This window comes from Reyranella sp. CPCC 100927 (genome assembly GCF_007859315.1).
In the GTDB taxonomy this organism is placed as follows: Bacteria; Pseudomonadota; Alphaproteobacteria; order Reyranellales; family Reyranellaceae; genus Vineibacter.
On record NZ_VOHA01000006.1, the window covers coordinates 60,630 to 74,810 of the forward strand.

Genomic DNA, 14,181 nt, shown 5'->3' on the forward strand with positions numbered 1-14,181 from the left:
GGCGCGCCAGATGGTGATGGCGTCCAGCGCCGCCGCCGGCGGCAGCGCCAGCGTGCGCACCGAGGCCGCCACCCTGGTGGCGCGCGGCCAGGCGCTGGAGGCGATCAAGCTGGTGCGCGAGCGCACCGGCATGGGCCTGAAGGAGGCCAAGGATTATGTCGATGCGCTGGCCGAGGGCCAGCGCGCCGGCGCCGCCGACCCGCGCCGGCCGCTGGAGGACCCGCGCCTGCGCCCGGCCGTGGCCGCGATGCTGGCCCAGGGCCAGCACGACGAGGCGATGCGGCTGATCCAACGCGTCAGCGGCTGCAGCATCGAAGCCGCCCGCCACTACATCGACCAGGTCCGGCGGGGGTAGACTCCCTTCATTTTTTGGACCGCGGGCGTTCACGCCCGCCCGGCGCGTAAGCGCCGACTTCGCTCTGCGCTTCGCTTCGAGCGAGTGCGCGCATGGACGCGCGCGGTCCAAAAGGCTACTGCGCCGCCACCTGCTTGGCGGCTTCGCGCTTGGCGGCTTCTTCGGCCTTGAGTTCCTTCTTCGACAGCTTGCCCACGGGAGTCTTGGGCAGTTCGCTGCGGATTTCGAAGGCGACCGGGAACTCGTGCTTGCCGATCTTGCCGTCCAGGTGCTTCTTCAGCTCCTCGAACGTGAGCGTCATGCCGGGCTTCAGCTTCACGAACACCTTGGGCGCCTCGCCGCGGTATTCGTCGTGGATGCCGATCACGATGCACTCGTCGACCGCGGGGTGCTCGTAGGTCGCTTCCTCGATCACGCGCGGATAGACGTTGTAGCCCGACGAGATGATCAGGTCCTTGGAGCGGTCGACCAGGTAGACCCAGCCGTCGGCATCCATGTAGCCCATGTCGCCGGTGCGCAGCCCCTTCCAGTTGCTGGTCGGGTGGGTGAACAGGACCTTGTCGGTCTCGTCCGGCTTCTTCCAGTAACCCTTCATCACCTGCGGGCCGATGATGCAGACCTCGCCGACATTCTCCTTGCCTGATGGCAGGACTTTGGTGACGTCCTCCAGGTCGCGGATCTCGACGATGGTGCCGGGCATCGGCACGCCGCACGAGCCGACGCGGCGTACCGTCTTGTCGACCGGGCAGATGCAGCCGGTGGGCGACGTCTCGGTGAGCCCGTAGCCTTCGATCAGGGTGGCGCCGGTCAGCTTCTCGAACTCGTTCTGTACCTCGACCGGCAGCGGCGCGCCGCCCGACATGCAGATCTTCAGCGACTTCAGATCGAGCGTCTTGGCCAGCGGATGCTTGTTGATCGCGGTGTAGAGCGTCGGCACGCCGGGCAGGAAGGTCGGCTTCTTGGTGCCGAGGTCCTTGACGATCATGTCGATGTCGGGCCGCGGATAGAGGATCAGCTGGTTGCCGTTGCGCAGGGCGCCCAGCATGATTCCCGACAGCGCGTAGATGTGGAACAGCGGCAGCACGCACACGACTTTCTCGGTGCCGGCCGTCGTGTAGGGCGTGGTCCACGCCTGGCCCTGGCTCATCGCCGCCATGATGCAGCCGTGCGTCAGCATCGCCGCCTTGGGCAGGCCGGTGGTGCCGCCGGTGTATTGCAGCAGTGCGACCTCGTCCCAGATGTCGTCGCTGATCTTGTGCTTCTGGTAGTTGCCGTCGTTGTTCAGCAGGTCCTTGAACGACATGTGCCAGTCATCGCGCGGCCACTTGTCGATGTCGGCCTTCTTGGCGAAGGGATAGAGCCAGTTCTTGGGCCACGGCAGGAAGTCGGCGATGCTGCCGACGATCAGCTTCTTCAGCCGCGTCTTGCCGCGCATGCCGGCCATTTTGGGATAGAGCGCCTTGACGTCGAGCGTGACCAGGATGTCGGTCTCGCTGTCGCTGATCTTGTGCTCCAGCTCGCGCGCGGCATCGAGCGGGCTGTAGTTCACCACCCGGCCACCGGCCTTGAGAATGCCGAAGAAGGCGATGAGGTAGTGCGGCGTGTTGGGGAGATACAGGCCGACATGCACACCGGGCTTCACGCCCAGCTTCTGGAAGCCGGCGGCAGCGCGGTCGGTGGCCTCCTTGTAGTCGCGGAAGGTCATCACCTTGTCGAGGAAGTCGGTGAACGGCTTGTCGCCGAACTTGGCGCAGCTTTCCTCAAACGCCTCGTGGATGCCCTTGCGCGGCACCTCGAGCTCCCAGCTCACACCCGGCGGGTAGCTCTTCTCCCAGACGTGCATTGATTTCCTCCCATCACCCCTTATGCGCGCCACTATGTGACGCGCCGTTGGCATATACAACTGCGGCGCGCCCTTGCGCGTTTGCTGCAATCGCTCATGCAGAACATCGTCTTTTTGCCATAAACCCATGGCAAATAACATAAAATCGTAGTACTTAGATATCTGATCGGTCCCCTCCCGATCGAAGAGGACGATGAACGACCAACGACGACCGGCCATGGTCGCGATGCTGCGCTGGGCCTGCCTGGCGCTCGCAGCAACGCTCACGCTTTCCGCCTGCGGCACCACCTCCAGTGTGCAGGAGCCACGCCCCAGCGATCCGGTGGCCGCCGTGGCCTGGAACGAATGGCGGCGCGCCGGCGGCGAGGTGCTGGTCTATGGCGGACCGGGCAGCCACAACGGCGGCGTGAACGAAACGCGCAATCCGCTGGCGTCACGCATCGGCGACTATTGGCGGTTGATCGGCCGGTCGGAGTGGAACGGCCGCAGCGACAAGCCGTGGTCCGGCATCTTCGTCTCTTGGGTCGTGCACGAGGCCGGTTTTTCCGGGCGCGACTTCCCGGTCAGCGGCCGGCATGCCGGCTACCTGATGCCGCTGCTGGATGCGCAGCTGGGCGGCCGGCCACGAGGCTACGTGGTGCACGACTGGCGCAGCTACCGGCCCAAGCCGGGCGACCTGGTGTGCGCCGGCACGCGCTGGTCCGGCCCGCGCGATGCCGCCGCGCTGCGCACCGCCGTCGATCGCGAGGTGGCGCATTGCGACGTGGTCATCGCCGTACGCGGCAACCAGGTGCGCGCCATCGGTGGCAATGTGCGCGACACCATCACGCTGAGCGTCTATCCGCTGAACGGCGGCGGCACCCTGGGCGAGGTGCGCGGCCGGCCATGGTTCGCCGTCGCCGAGAAGCGCGGGTAACCTCAGTCGCGGCGCACGACGTCGCTGCCGCTGGTGTCCGTGGTGCGCCGGCGATCCAGCGCGACGGTGTACACCAGCAGGCCGACGCCGCTCAGCGCCAGCGCCGCACCCACGACCCACCACAGCCGGATGCCGGGGACGATGTCGCCCAGCGGCGCGACGGCTTCACCGGCCAGCGCCATGCCGATGCCCAGGGCCATGTCGATGACGGCGGCGAGGCGCAGCACCATGCGCTTGGCGCCGTCCGACAGCGGCAGCTCGCGGGCCATCACGCGGCCTCTCGCGCCGGTGCCGCGGCGCCCAGCATCAGGTCGGCGGCCCGCTCGGCGATCATGATGGTGGGCGCGTTGGTGTTGCCGCCCACCAGCGTGGGCATGATCGAGGCGTCGACCACGCGCAGCCGCTCGACACCGCGCACCCGCAATTCGCTGTCGACGACGGCCGTCGCATCCGATGAAGGGCCCATCTTGCAGCTGCCCACCGGGTGATAGATCGTCTCGCAGCGCGCCCGTACCCAGGTGGCGAGGTCGGCATCGGAGACCTTGCCGGCACCGGGTTCGAGCTCGGCGCCGCGATAGGGCGTCATCGCCGCCTGGGCGAAGATCTCGCGCGCCAGGCGGGTGCCCTTCACCAGCACGTCGAGGTCCTTCGGTTCGGCGAGGTAGTTGGCGTCGATGGCGGCGTCGGCCAGCGGATCGGCGCTCTTCAGCCGAATGGTGCCGCGACTCTCCGGGCGCAGCTGGCAGACATGCAGGGTCATGCCGTTGGTCGTCATCTTGGTGCGGCCATGGTCGATGACGAAGGCGGGGATGAAGTGCAGCTGGACGTCGGGCGCCGCAAGGCCCTCGCCGGTGCGCAGGAAACCGCCGCTTTCGGCGATGCAGGAGGTGCCGGGGCCCGACTTCGAGAACACATACTTGGCCAGCGTCATCAGCTTGTTGGATGTGTCGTAGGTGTCGCGCGTGGTGCAGTGGTAGAGCGTCGCGGCATCGAGATGGTCCTGCAGGTTGCCGCCGACGCCCGGCACATCGGCGGCCACCGCAATGCCGTGCTGGCGCAGATGATCGGCGGGACCGACGCCCGACAGCATCAGGAGCTGCGGCGAGTTGACGGCGCCGCCCGACAGCACCACCTCGCGCGTGGCGTGGGCGATGTGGTCCTGGCCGTCCTTGCGGTAGGCGACGCCGGTGGCGCGCCCGTTCTCGATCACGACCCGCGCGGTGCGGGCTTCGGTGAGCACGGTGACGTTGCCGCGCGCCATCGCCGGCCGCAGATAGGCCTGTGCCGCGCTCCAGCGTTTGCCGCCTTTCTGCGTCACCTGATAGAAGCCGATGCCGTCCTGCATCAGCCCGTTGAAGTCGGTGGCGCGCTTGTGGCCGGCCTGCAGGCTGGCCTCGACGAAGGCGGTGTTGATGCGCGCCGGCGACACCTGGTCGGCGACGTTCAGCGGTCCGTCGACGCCGTGGAATTCGGAGGCGCCGCGCTCGTTGTGCTGGGCCTTGATGAAGTAGGGCAGCACGTCGGCGTAGCTCCAGCCGGCGTTACCGAGCTGGCGCCAGTGGTCGTAGTCCCAGGCGTGGCCGCGGATGTAGAGCATGGCGTTGATCGAGGACGAGCCGCCCAGTGTCTTGCCGCGCGGCCAGTACATCTTGCGGCCATTGCAATGGGCCTGCGGCTCGGTCCAATAGCCCCAGTTGAACAGTCCCTTGCCCGCCATGTTGACCACGCCGGCGGGCATGTGGATGAAGAAGTGCGTGTCGGGCTTGCCGGCTTCCAGCACCAGCACCGTCACCGACGGATCGGCGCCCAGTCGGTAGGCGAGCGTACAGCCGGCCGAGCCGGCGCCGATGATGATGTAGTCGTAGTCGGTCCCGGCCATGATTTCCCGCCCGTTTGTCTTGGCCGGATGGTGACGCTTCGTTCATATTTTCGCAAGGGGGCCTCGCGCTCACGCCGCGCGCGGCAGGGCGAAGGTGACCGCATCCGAATTGGCGCCGCACAGCAGGACACCGACGCGCTCGTCGGGCGCAGGCACATAGGCACCTGACTCGAGTGCGGCGAAGGCCGCCGCGCCGCCGGGCTCGGTGACGATGCGCAGGGCACGCCACAGCGTGTCCTGGGCGCGCACGATTGCATCGTCCGCGACCAGGACAGTTTGCGCGACGTAGTGGGCGGCCAGCGGATAGACCAGTTGGCCGACGCGCCGCGGCGCCAGCGAATCGGCGGCGACACCGCCGGCCTCGGCATCGACCGGACCGCCATGCGCCAGCGCGCGGGTGAGGGTCGGGGCGGCGCTGGGCTCGACGCCGACCAGCTTGACCCGGCCGCGATACCAGGCCGCGATGCCGCCGATCAGCCCACCGCCACCCACCGCCACCAGCAGGGTGTCGATGTCGGCCGCCTGGCGATCGAGTTCCAGGCCGACGGTTCCCTGGCCTTTCAGGGTGGCGACATGATCGAAAGCGTGGATGGCCAGTGCGCCGGTCTGCTCGATCCAGCGCTCGCTGGCGGCCAGCGCATCGGCATAGCGCTCCCCGCTGATGGTCAGTTGGGCGCCGTAGCTGCGGATCTGCTCGACCTTGGCCGCGGCGGCGACGGTCGGCACGAAGATCCGGGCCGGAATGCCGAGTTTCATCGCGGCGTAGGCGACCGCGGCGCCGTGGTTGCCGCCCGAGGCAGCAACCACGCCCGCCGCCGGAACACTGCGGCCGAGCAGATGCGTGAAGGCGCCGCGTGACTTGAACGAGCCGGCGTGCTGCAGGAACTCGAGCTTCAGCAGCAGCCTGGCGGCGGCCACGCCGACATCAGCCCCGGCGACGCCGATCAATGGCGTCTGGCGGATATAGGGTCGGATCAGCCGTTCGGTTTCCTCGATATCGGACGCGGTGGGCGCATCGGCAATCATCGCCAACTCCTGTCGCCATTGCATTGGCGATAGGAATATAGGAAAATTCCAATATGTCTATGGTAACCCTGATGCGAGCACTGGCCAGCGAGAAGCGGCTTCAGATCCTGGAATGGCTGAAGGCGCCGCAGGCGCATTTCCCGCCGCAGGTCGATGGCGACCTGGTGCGGGACGGCGTTTGTGTGGTGTTGATCGCGCGCAAGCTGGAAGTGGCGCAGCCGACGGCCACCGGCCACCTGCAGGTCCTGGCCCAGGCCGACCTGGTGGTCTCCAAGCGGATCAAGCAGTGGACCTTCTATCGGCGTAACGAAGCCGCCATACGCCGCGTGCGCGGCCAGATCGCGCGTTCGCTTTGAAGGCATGAAGATTTTTACCCGGAGAGCGGGAACCAGCGACTTTGACCGGCGTTATAACGCCTCAAGTGACTCCGCGTGTCGGACAACAGACGGCAAGATGTTCCGGGTAATCCATCAAGTACGCCATTTGGCATTGAAGCTGCGGGCACACAGACGCTGCGTTGCGCAGGCGACGACGCGGGACTGCACCGGACCACCGGCAGCGATGTTGACAGGAAGACTCCGGCGCCGGTACGAAATCGTGTGGATGTAACGCCGCAAGGGGCATCCGGTTTGACGCCGACCGGGTCAAGCAACCTGGCAGCCTCGCTGTCGAATCGTCTGTTCCATCCTGGGGGATACAGGTGTCCAACACCACCAAGGGTCTATCCGAGCAGCTGCTGGCCACGCTGCCGTTCCTGCGGCGCTATGCCCGCGCGCTGACGGGCAGCCAGAACCAGGGCGACCAGTGGGTCCGCCTTTGCGTCGAGGTGCTGCTGCAGCAACCCGAACTGATGCAGGACAGCGCCAGTTCGAAGGTCGATATCTTCGCGCTCTTCCACCGACTGCAGCGGCCTTTCGGCGCCCTCGTCCGCACGGGCGACGACACCGATACCGGCACGGCACCTCAGCGCCTGCAGGTGCAGATCGGTGAAATACCGGACCGGCAGCGCAAGGTGCTGCTGCTGACGGTGCTGGAGGGCTTCGCGGTCGAGGAGTCGGCCCACATCCTGGGCATCACCGACGACGAGGCCGAGCAGGCGCTGCGGGCGGCGCGTGACGAATTGCGCCGCGTCGCTTCGGTCAAGGTGCTGGTGATCGAGGACGAAGCGGTGATCGCGCTCGACGTCGCCAAGATCGTGCGTGACGCCGGGCATCAGGTCGTGGGCATCGCGGCGACCGAGAGCACCGCCGTCGCCCTGGCCGAGAAGCATGCGCCCGACCTGGTGATCGCCGACATCCAGCTCAAGGGCCACGACAACGGCATGGCGGCGGTACGCCAGATCCTGAAGTCCATGTCGGTGCCGATCATCTTCGTCACCGGATTCCCCGAGCGCCTGCTGACGGGCGAGGGGATTGAGCCAGCCTTCGTCCTCACCAAGCCGTTCGATCCGGACCTGCTGAAAACGGCGATGGCCCAGGCGCTCAACATCGCGGCGATCTAGGGCGCGGGCGGGGGTGCGATGAAGCTGCTGCCCCTGCACGTCAGGCTGTTCCTGTTGGCTGCCGGCGCGCTCACGCCGGCTTCGGTGCTGGCGCTGCTGGGTGTGCCTGCGATCATCGTCATCGCCGTCCACCTCGCCGCGCTGGCAGTCGTCTGGCTGGTCACCCGCCGCTGGTGCCGGGGGCAAGACACCGACGATGCCGTAACGCAGCAGGCCCGCGAACAGGCACTGCAAGCCGATGTCGAACAGCGCAACCACCTGCTGCGCGAGCTGCACCACCGGGTGAAGAACAATCTGCAGATGATTTCGAGCCTGCTCAGCCTGCAGGCCGACCGGATCCGCAGCCCGCGCATCCGGCGCGTCTTCGCCGGCGCACAGAATCGCGTGCTGACCATGTCGATCCTGCACCGCCATCTGTACGAGCGGACCGACTGGGCCCAGGTCGACTTCCAGGCCTTCCTGAACGACCTGGTGCGGCACCTGACGGTCGGCAATGCGCCCCGAGCCGGAACCAACGTACGCTTCAGCGTCAGTGCGCCTGTCATGGCCGTGGGGCCCGATATCGCCATTCCGATCGGCCTGATCGTGACGGAAGCGGTCTCCAACGCTTTGGTGCACGCATTCGCCGCGACCGCCGAACCGCGGATCACGATCGCGGCGACCGAGTCCGATGGGCACATCGTGTTGTCCATCGACGATAATGGCAGCGGCATCGAGCAGGACGCCGACGGACTGGCCGAACGCGGCGGGTTGGGCCTGACGCTCTTGCAGGGTTTGTCGGCGCAGCTCGGTGGGGAACTTGCGATGTCCCGCCGCCCCGAGGGCGGCACGCGGGTGCTGGTCCGTTTTCCCAGCCCGACAGTAGCAGATACAGCGTCGAACGCTGCGTAACGGCAGGCCGCAGGCTATCGTCGTTGCGGATTCGTCAGGTCGTCGAATTCCTGCAGGTGTCGCGGGGCCCAGCGGTGATTGCGCGCCCGCGTGATCCAGTCCGACATCCAGGGCCAGCGTCGGCGTGCCGCCGTGACCCAGCGCCGCCCGGTCTTGAACTCCGTGGCCAGCAGATAGAGGCCCAGCACGAAGAAGATCCAGCCTGGCAGGATCGGCAGCAGCCCGCCCAGCAGCGACAGCGCCATGCAGCCCACGACCGCCAGCGCCATGCCGACCTTGCGCCAGGGCCGTCGGGGCGGGGGGGTGGACTGCATCCAGTATGGGACGGGCAGCGTGCTGTTGCGGCCGGGCTCGTCAGTCATCCGCCGTCAGATGGGAAGGCCACACGGCAAAACCAAGGCAAATCGCCATTTTGGGCGGCGCGCAAAAAAAGCCCCGCCAGTCGGCGGGGCCCAGTGTGTCGTCATGGGGAACAATCGGCGGAAAAATACCGCCATCCTCACAACGCGGCGTACGGTCCAAGGGTTGCAGGCAGCAGCGAAGATTTTTCGCATTCATTGACGTTTACGTAAACGTCAACTATACAGTGGATATGACGCAGGCTTCCTTCGACGCCGACCGCGGCGCAGCGAAGACGGCGGTACGCACCTGGACCATCGCGGAACTCGCGAAGGAATTCGGTGTCACGCCGCGTGCCATTCGCTTTTACGAGGACGAAGACTTGATTGCGCCGGCGCGCCAGGGCACCAGCCGCATCTACAGCGCCGGCGATCGGGCCCGGCTGGGCTGGATCCTGCGCGGCAAGCGGCTGGGCTTCAGCCTGGGCGAAATCAAGGAGCTGCTCAACCTCTACCACTCGGACCGCTCCGGTGTGCAGCAGATCAGGGGCGTGCTGCGCAAGAGCCGGGAGCATATCGCCGAACTGGAGAAGCGGCTGCGGGACCTGCGCACGCAACTCGCCGAATTCCGCGAGGTCGAGGCCCACGCCATGGAATTCCTGCATGATAAAGGGGTAGATTCAGAAGACGGATGACAAAAGCCAGGAGACAGGCTGGATTCGTTGCTCTTTTCGTCTCCTGACTTCTGCTTTTCGTCGTCTGGAAAATGGGGGACCCGCCATGGCCACCTATAAAGCGCCGCTGAAAGACATGCAGTTCGTGCTGCGCGAAGTGATCGACTTCAAGGAGATCTCGACCCTGCCGCCGTTCGGCGAGGTCACGCCTGATCTGGTCGACGCCATCCTCGAGGAGGCGGCCAAGCTGTGCGAGAACGTGCTGTTCCCGCTCAACCGGTCCGGCGACGAGGAAGGCTGCACTTACGAGAACGGCGTGGTGCGCACGCCCAAAGGCTTCCAGGAGGCCTATAAGCAGTTCATCGACGGCGGTTGGACCAACATCACGACCGACCCCAAGTTCGGCGGCCAGGGACTGCCGGCAACCGTGGGCTTCGTGGTGCAGGAGATGATCACCTCGGCCAACCTGTCGTTCGGCATGTATCCCGGCCTCTCGCACGGCGCCTACGAGGCGTTGCGCGCGCACGGCAAGCCGGAGTTGCAGCAGCTCTACCTGCCCAAGCTGGGCGACGGCACGTGGTCGGGCACGATGTGTCTCACCGAGCCTCACTGCGGCACCGACCTCGGCATGCTGCGCACGCGCGCCGAGCCGCAGGCCGACGGCAGCTACGCCATCACCGGCACCAAGATCTTCATCTCGGCGGGCGAGCATGACCTGACCGAGAACATCATCCATCTCTGCCTGGCCCGTCTGCCGGACGCGCCCGGCGGCACCAAGGGCATCTCGCTGTTCATTGTTCCGAAGTTCCTGCCCACGGCCGACGGCAAACCCGGCACGGCCAATGGCGTGCGTTGCGGTGCCATCGAGCACAAGATGGGCATCAAGGCCTCGGCGACCTGCGTCATGAACTTCGACGGTGCCAAGGGCTGGCTGGTGGGCGAGCCCAACAAGGGCCTGAACGCCATGTTCGTGATGATGAATGCCGCGCGCCTGGGCGTGGGCATGCAGGGCCTGGGCATCGCCGAGACCGCCTACCAGAGCGCCGCGGCCTACGCCAAGGACCGCCTGCAGGGCCGCTCGCTGACCGGCCCGAAGAACGACAAGGGGCCGGCCGATCCGATCATCGTGCATCCCGACGTACGGCGCATGCTGCTGATTCAGAAGTCGTTTGCCGAAGGGGCGCGGGCGCTCGCCTACTGGGTGGGCTCGCTGATCGACAAGGCGCATCACAGCGACAATGCCGAGGCGCGCGAGGCGGCCGACGACCTGCTGCAGCTGCTGACGCCGATCGTGAAGGCGTACTTCACCGACATGGGTTCCGAGAGCGCCAACCTCGCGGTGCAGACTTTTGGCGGCCACGGCTTCATCCGCGAGCATGGCGTTGAGCAGCTGGTGCGCGACGCGCGCATCACCCAGCTCTACGAAGGCGCCAACGGCATCCAGGCGCTCGACCTGGTGGGCCGCAAGCTGATGATGAAGGGCGGCAGGCCAGCGCAGCGCCTGCTGGGCGAGATCAACGGCTTCATCGCCGCCAACAAGGCCGACCCCAAGCTGGCCGAGTTCGTCGAGCCGCTGGAGAAGGCGATCGGCCGGGTGCAGGAAAGCGTGATGTACCTGATGCAGAACGCGATGAAGAACCCGGACGAGGCGGGTGCCGCCGCCACCGACCTGCTGCGGCTGATGGCGCTGACGGCGATGGCCTACATGTGGGGTCGTATCGCCAAGGCGGCGCACGCCGGCCTGGCGGCCGGCAACGACAACGACTTCTACGAGGCCAAGCTCGCCACCGGCCGGTTCTTCGCCAAGCGCGTACTGCCGCAGACCACGGCGCTGGCGCACCAGATCAAGGCCGGCAGCGAAACGCTGATGGCGCTGAAGGCCGAGGCGTTCTGATAGCCTGGGAGCGCGGGCCTCGGGCCCGCATCAAGGTGAAGGCTTTGCTTTCGTCTGATATGAGCGGGCGGGACGCCCGCGCTCCCAGCAACTAAGAAACGACCTTGCCGTGGCGGTGCCAGCTGATGGCGTCGTCGAGGCGGTCGTCGCCCCAGAAGCGCTCGCCCTGCACGACGAATGTCGGTGCGCCGAACACGTTCAATTGTCGCGCTTCGGCCGTGGCGGCGTCGTAGGCCTGCCCGATCGCGTCACCCTGGGCCGCGGCGATCACGCGTGCCGGGTCCTGGCCGATCTCGCGCAGGGTTGCCGACAGGTTCGGTTCGCTGCCGGCTTCCTGTCCTTCCTGGAACCAGCGCCGATAGGTGCCCCGCACATAATCGGCACACCAGCCCTCGCGCTCGCCCAGCACCGCGACACGATTGGCAAGGTCGAAGTCTTTCAGCGGATAGGGCGCCGGCACCCGCACCGGCAAACCATGCAGCGCCGCGCGGCGCTCCACGTCCCGCCACATGTAGGCCATCTTGATGGGCTTGGTGGCGAAGGGAACATTGTCCATCTCGCGCATGATGGTGCGCACCGAGAACGGCCGCCAGCGGAAGCGGACGTCCGTCCTCCGCGCGACATCAGGCAGTCGCATCACCGTCAGGTACGTGTAGGTGCTGCCGACGGAGAACCAGAAATCGATATCGGCCATGACGCTCCCCGAAATGTGCGCCGCAGTATTGGGATGCACGCGGGGCGGTACAAGCCTGCCGATGCGGGGATACTTGCTTTCGATTGGTGATCGCGCCGACTATCACCGGATGCCGGACGCCTCGACCACCGTGCAGATCGCCACTGCATTGACCCGTCGGTTGATGGACAGCCCGACCGACGGCACTGGCCCGATGCCGGAGATGGCGTTCGTGCAGCACATTGCGACGCGTGCCGCCTGGCGCGCCGGCGGTGGCGATCGCCGGTTCGAACCGCTCGCGGCGCGGGTAGGCGCCTGGCCGAATGACGGTTGCCGCTACGACGCGGCCGTCCGGCTGGCGCGGGATTATGTGATGCTGGTCGATGCGGCTCATGTGCCGGGACCCTATGCAGCGCGCGTCGCGGCGGAGTTCGACGATGCCCTGGCGTTGGCGCCTGTTGTGATCATGCTGCCAAGTTTCGAGACACTGGATATGGTCGACCTGTTGCGCGTGCGTGCGACGGCAGTGCGCGTGATCGGGCTGCGCGAGCGCGCCACTGACGCCGACGGCGCATTGTGCACGCCGGCCGAGTTCTTATGGCACGATCTTGACCATGTGCGCTTCATGGTGCGCGAGGATCTTGCCGCGTTGGGTGTTACTATTGCCGATGCCTACGGCGCGCCGGATGCGACCGGCGGGCGCAGCACGCTTGACGATGCGACCGGTACGCACCGCTGCATCTTGGCGGCAGCCATCACCGCGCTGGCAGTGCGGCGCGCGGCTCATGCGCGGTTGATGCTCCGGGCCACGCACACCGTCGATCGTCTGCTCGCCGGCTTGATCCGGTTTGAACGCGATCGAGGCCAGGTCGCCGCCGCCGCGCGCCTGACGTTGTTCGAAGTCTGCCACGAGAAGTCGTTCACGCCTGTGCCCGAGATCCTGCGCAGGGAACTGGTGAACGATGCACACGCAGCCAAGATCCGCCATAAGCTGGCACGGCGATTCTGGGGCGATGCCGTCGATCCGTCGCTGGCCGCCCATCTCGATGCGGCGCGTACGATGCTGATGGACCTGCTGGACGATCGGGTAAGGGGGACGTGAATGGTGGACCTGCCGCTCGTCGATTTCGGGGCGTTGGCGGCTGGCGACCCGCAAGCGCGGCGGGCGCTGCTGGACGCCAGTCGCGATGTCGGCACGTTCCTGCTCACGGGTGCGGCTGACCTGCATCGCAAGGCGCTGGCGTCGGCGCATCGCTTCTTCGCGCTCGATCCCGCGATCCAGCATGATCTGGATATCGCACGCTCGCCGCATTTCCGCGGCTTCAGCGTCATGCACAACAAACGTGACTGGCGCGAGCAGATTCATTTCGGTCACGAACGGCCGGCGCGCACCATCAGGCACCCGTGGGACCGCTTGGACGGCCCCAACCAGTGGCCTCCCGAGGCGGCGCTGCGCGCCGGCATTCAGGCGGTGATCATGGATGCCGAGAGCATCGGTCAGGTGCTGTTGGGCGCTCTGGTCGAGGAGATCGGGGCGGTGCCCGGCGCGTTCGGCGCTGTGCCGGACGATGCGTATACGTTGATGAAGTTCATCCGCTACCACGTGCAGCCTGGCGATGGCGTTGCCCGCCGCGGCGTGGCGCAGCACTGCGATTTCTCATGGCTGACCCTGCTGGTGCAGGATTCTGTCGGCGGGTTGCAGGTGATGGACCGCCGGGGACGCTGGATCGATGTGCCGCCAACGCCGGAGACTGTTGTGGTCAATATCGGTGAGCTGCTGCAGTTCGCGACATGGGGTGATCTGTTCGCCGCGCCGCATCGTGTGGTCAACCCCTCGCGCTCACGGGACCGGCTGTCGGTGCCGATGTTCATCAACCCGTCACTGGCGCAGACGGTCCACCGGCATGGGCCGCGGCCCGCGGCGCTGTCGTGGCCGGACTCAGCGCATGTTCACCGTGTGCTGCCGCTATCGATGATTGTCGATGCCGGCGTCGAGCACGTGCATTTCGGCGCCGCGGAATGGCGCCGCAAGGGCGAGAACATCTGGTGCGCCGAGTGTTGTGCGTAGATCGATCGCCGCGGTCATCCCGAGCGCCGCGAGGGACTTTGAGTGGGTTCGATCAATCGAAAAGCTGGGAGCGCGGGCGTCTCGCCCGCTCATGTCAGATGACTGCTTCGCCTTGATGCGGGC

15 protein-coding genes are annotated in these 14,181 nt (G+C 66.7%); 9 read left to right on the top strand and 6 right to left on the bottom strand.

Annotated features, from left to right (window positions below):
• Window positions 1–16 precede the first annotated feature (16 nt).
• The gene (locus FQU96_RS43160; protein WP_370461379.1) at window positions 17–355 is read left to right on the top strand and encodes a ribosomal protein L7/L12; all 339 of its coding nucleotides are present in this window, start codon (window positions 17–19) and stop codon (window positions 353–355) included.
• Between the two features lie 115 nt (window positions 356–470).
• Here FQU96_RS43160 and FQU96_RS17970 read toward each other — a convergent pair whose 3' ends face one another.
• Window positions 471–2,198: a long-chain fatty acid--CoA ligase gene (locus tag FQU96_RS17970; protein WP_146542700.1), complete on the bottom strand. Its 1,728-nt coding sequence runs from the start codon at window positions 2,196–2,198 to the stop codon at window positions 471–473.
• 193 nt (window positions 2,199–2,391) lie between these two features.
• Here FQU96_RS17970 and FQU96_RS17975 point away from each other — a divergent pair, with 193 nt between their 5' ends.
• Window positions 2,392–3,114, top strand: coding sequence for a DUF2272 domain-containing protein (locus tag FQU96_RS17975; protein ID WP_146542701.1), 723 nt, complete (start codon window positions 2,392–2,394; stop codon window positions 3,112–3,114).
• Window positions 3,115–3,116: 2 nt separating this feature from the next.
• On the opposite strand, the gene FQU96_RS17980 is transcribed toward FQU96_RS17975, so the two are convergent.
• The 3 genes from FQU96_RS17980 to FQU96_RS17990 form a co-directional block, all read right to left on the bottom strand.
• Entirely contained in the window at window positions 3,117–3,383 is a 267-nt protein-coding gene (locus tag FQU96_RS17980) for a hypothetical protein (RefSeq protein ID WP_146542702.1), read from the bottom strand.
• Window positions 3,383–4,993 (bottom strand): GMC family oxidoreductase, encoded by a 1,611-nt coding sequence (locus tag FQU96_RS17985; RefSeq protein ID WP_146542703.1) that lies wholly within the window; start codon window positions 4,991–4,993, stop codon window positions 3,383–3,385. The genes FQU96_RS17980 and FQU96_RS17985 overlap by 1 nt, the downstream gene beginning before the upstream one ends.
• Before the next feature lie 69 nt (window positions 4,994–5,062).
• Window positions 5,063–6,019 carry a threonine/serine dehydratase gene (locus FQU96_RS17990; RefSeq protein ID WP_146542704.1) on the bottom strand — a complete coding sequence of 319 codons (957 nt, stop codon included), beginning with the start codon at window positions 6,017–6,019 and terminating at the stop codon, window positions 5,063–5,065.
• 53 nt (window positions 6,020–6,072) lie between these two features.
• Here FQU96_RS17990 and FQU96_RS17995 point away from each other — a divergent pair, with 53 nt between their 5' ends.
• From FQU96_RS17995 to FQU96_RS18005, 3 genes are all read left to right on the top strand, one after another.
• A complete protein-coding gene (locus tag FQU96_RS17995) occupies window positions 6,073–6,375 on the top strand; it encodes a helix-turn-helix transcriptional regulator (protein ID WP_146542705.1) in 303 nt (100 codons plus the stop codon).
• Window positions 6,376–6,719: 344 nt separating this feature from the next.
• Window positions 6,720–7,520 (top strand): response regulator, encoded by an 801-nt coding sequence (locus FQU96_RS18000; protein ID WP_178130568.1) that lies wholly within the window; start codon window positions 6,720–6,722, stop codon window positions 7,518–7,520.
• 18 nt (window positions 7,521–7,538) lie between these two features.
• Window positions 7,539–8,411, top strand: coding sequence for a sensor histidine kinase (locus FQU96_RS18005; protein WP_146542707.1), 873 nt, complete (start codon window positions 7,539–7,541; stop codon window positions 8,409–8,411).
• Between the two features lie 14 nt (window positions 8,412–8,425).
• Here FQU96_RS18005 and FQU96_RS18010 read toward each other — a convergent pair whose 3' ends face one another.
• Window positions 8,426–8,773 carry a hypothetical protein gene (locus tag FQU96_RS18010; RefSeq protein ID WP_146542708.1) on the bottom strand — a complete coding sequence of 116 codons (348 nt, stop codon included), beginning with the start codon at window positions 8,771–8,773 and terminating at the stop codon, window positions 8,426–8,428.
• 230 nt (window positions 8,774–9,003) lie between these two features.
• On the opposite strand from FQU96_RS18010, the gene FQU96_RS18015 reads away from it, so the two are divergent.
• Both FQU96_RS18015 and FQU96_RS18020 read left to right on the top strand, forming a co-directional pair.
• Window positions 9,004–9,444 (top strand): MerR family DNA-binding transcriptional regulator, encoded by a 441-nt coding sequence (locus tag FQU96_RS18015; RefSeq protein ID WP_146542709.1) that lies wholly within the window; start codon window positions 9,004–9,006, stop codon window positions 9,442–9,444.
• Between the two features lie 85 nt (window positions 9,445–9,529).
• Window positions 9,530–11,317, top strand: coding sequence for an acyl-CoA dehydrogenase C-terminal domain-containing protein (locus FQU96_RS18020; RefSeq protein ID WP_146542710.1), 1,788 nt, complete (start codon window positions 9,530–9,532; stop codon window positions 11,315–11,317).
• A gap of 91 nt (window positions 11,318–11,408) precedes the next feature.
• Here FQU96_RS18020 and FQU96_RS18025 read toward each other — a convergent pair whose 3' ends face one another.
• On the bottom strand, window positions 11,409–12,011 hold the full coding sequence (locus FQU96_RS18025; protein ID WP_146542711.1) for a 2-hydroxychromene-2-carboxylate isomerase: 603 nt from the start codon (window positions 12,009–12,011) through the stop codon (window positions 11,409–11,411).
• Between the two features lie 73 nt (window positions 12,012–12,084).
• Between FQU96_RS18025 and FQU96_RS18030 the strand changes: the two genes are divergently transcribed.
• Complete coding sequence (locus FQU96_RS18030; RefSeq protein ID WP_146542712.1) at window positions 12,085–13,092, top strand: hypothetical protein; 1,008 nt, start codon at window positions 12,085–12,087, stop codon at window positions 13,090–13,092.
• The gene (locus FQU96_RS18035) at window positions 13,093–14,058 is read left to right on the top strand and encodes an isopenicillin N synthase family oxygenase (protein ID WP_146542713.1); all 966 of its coding nucleotides are present in this window, start codon (window positions 13,093–13,095) and stop codon (window positions 14,056–14,058) included.
• Window positions 14,059–14,181 lie beyond the last annotated feature (123 nt).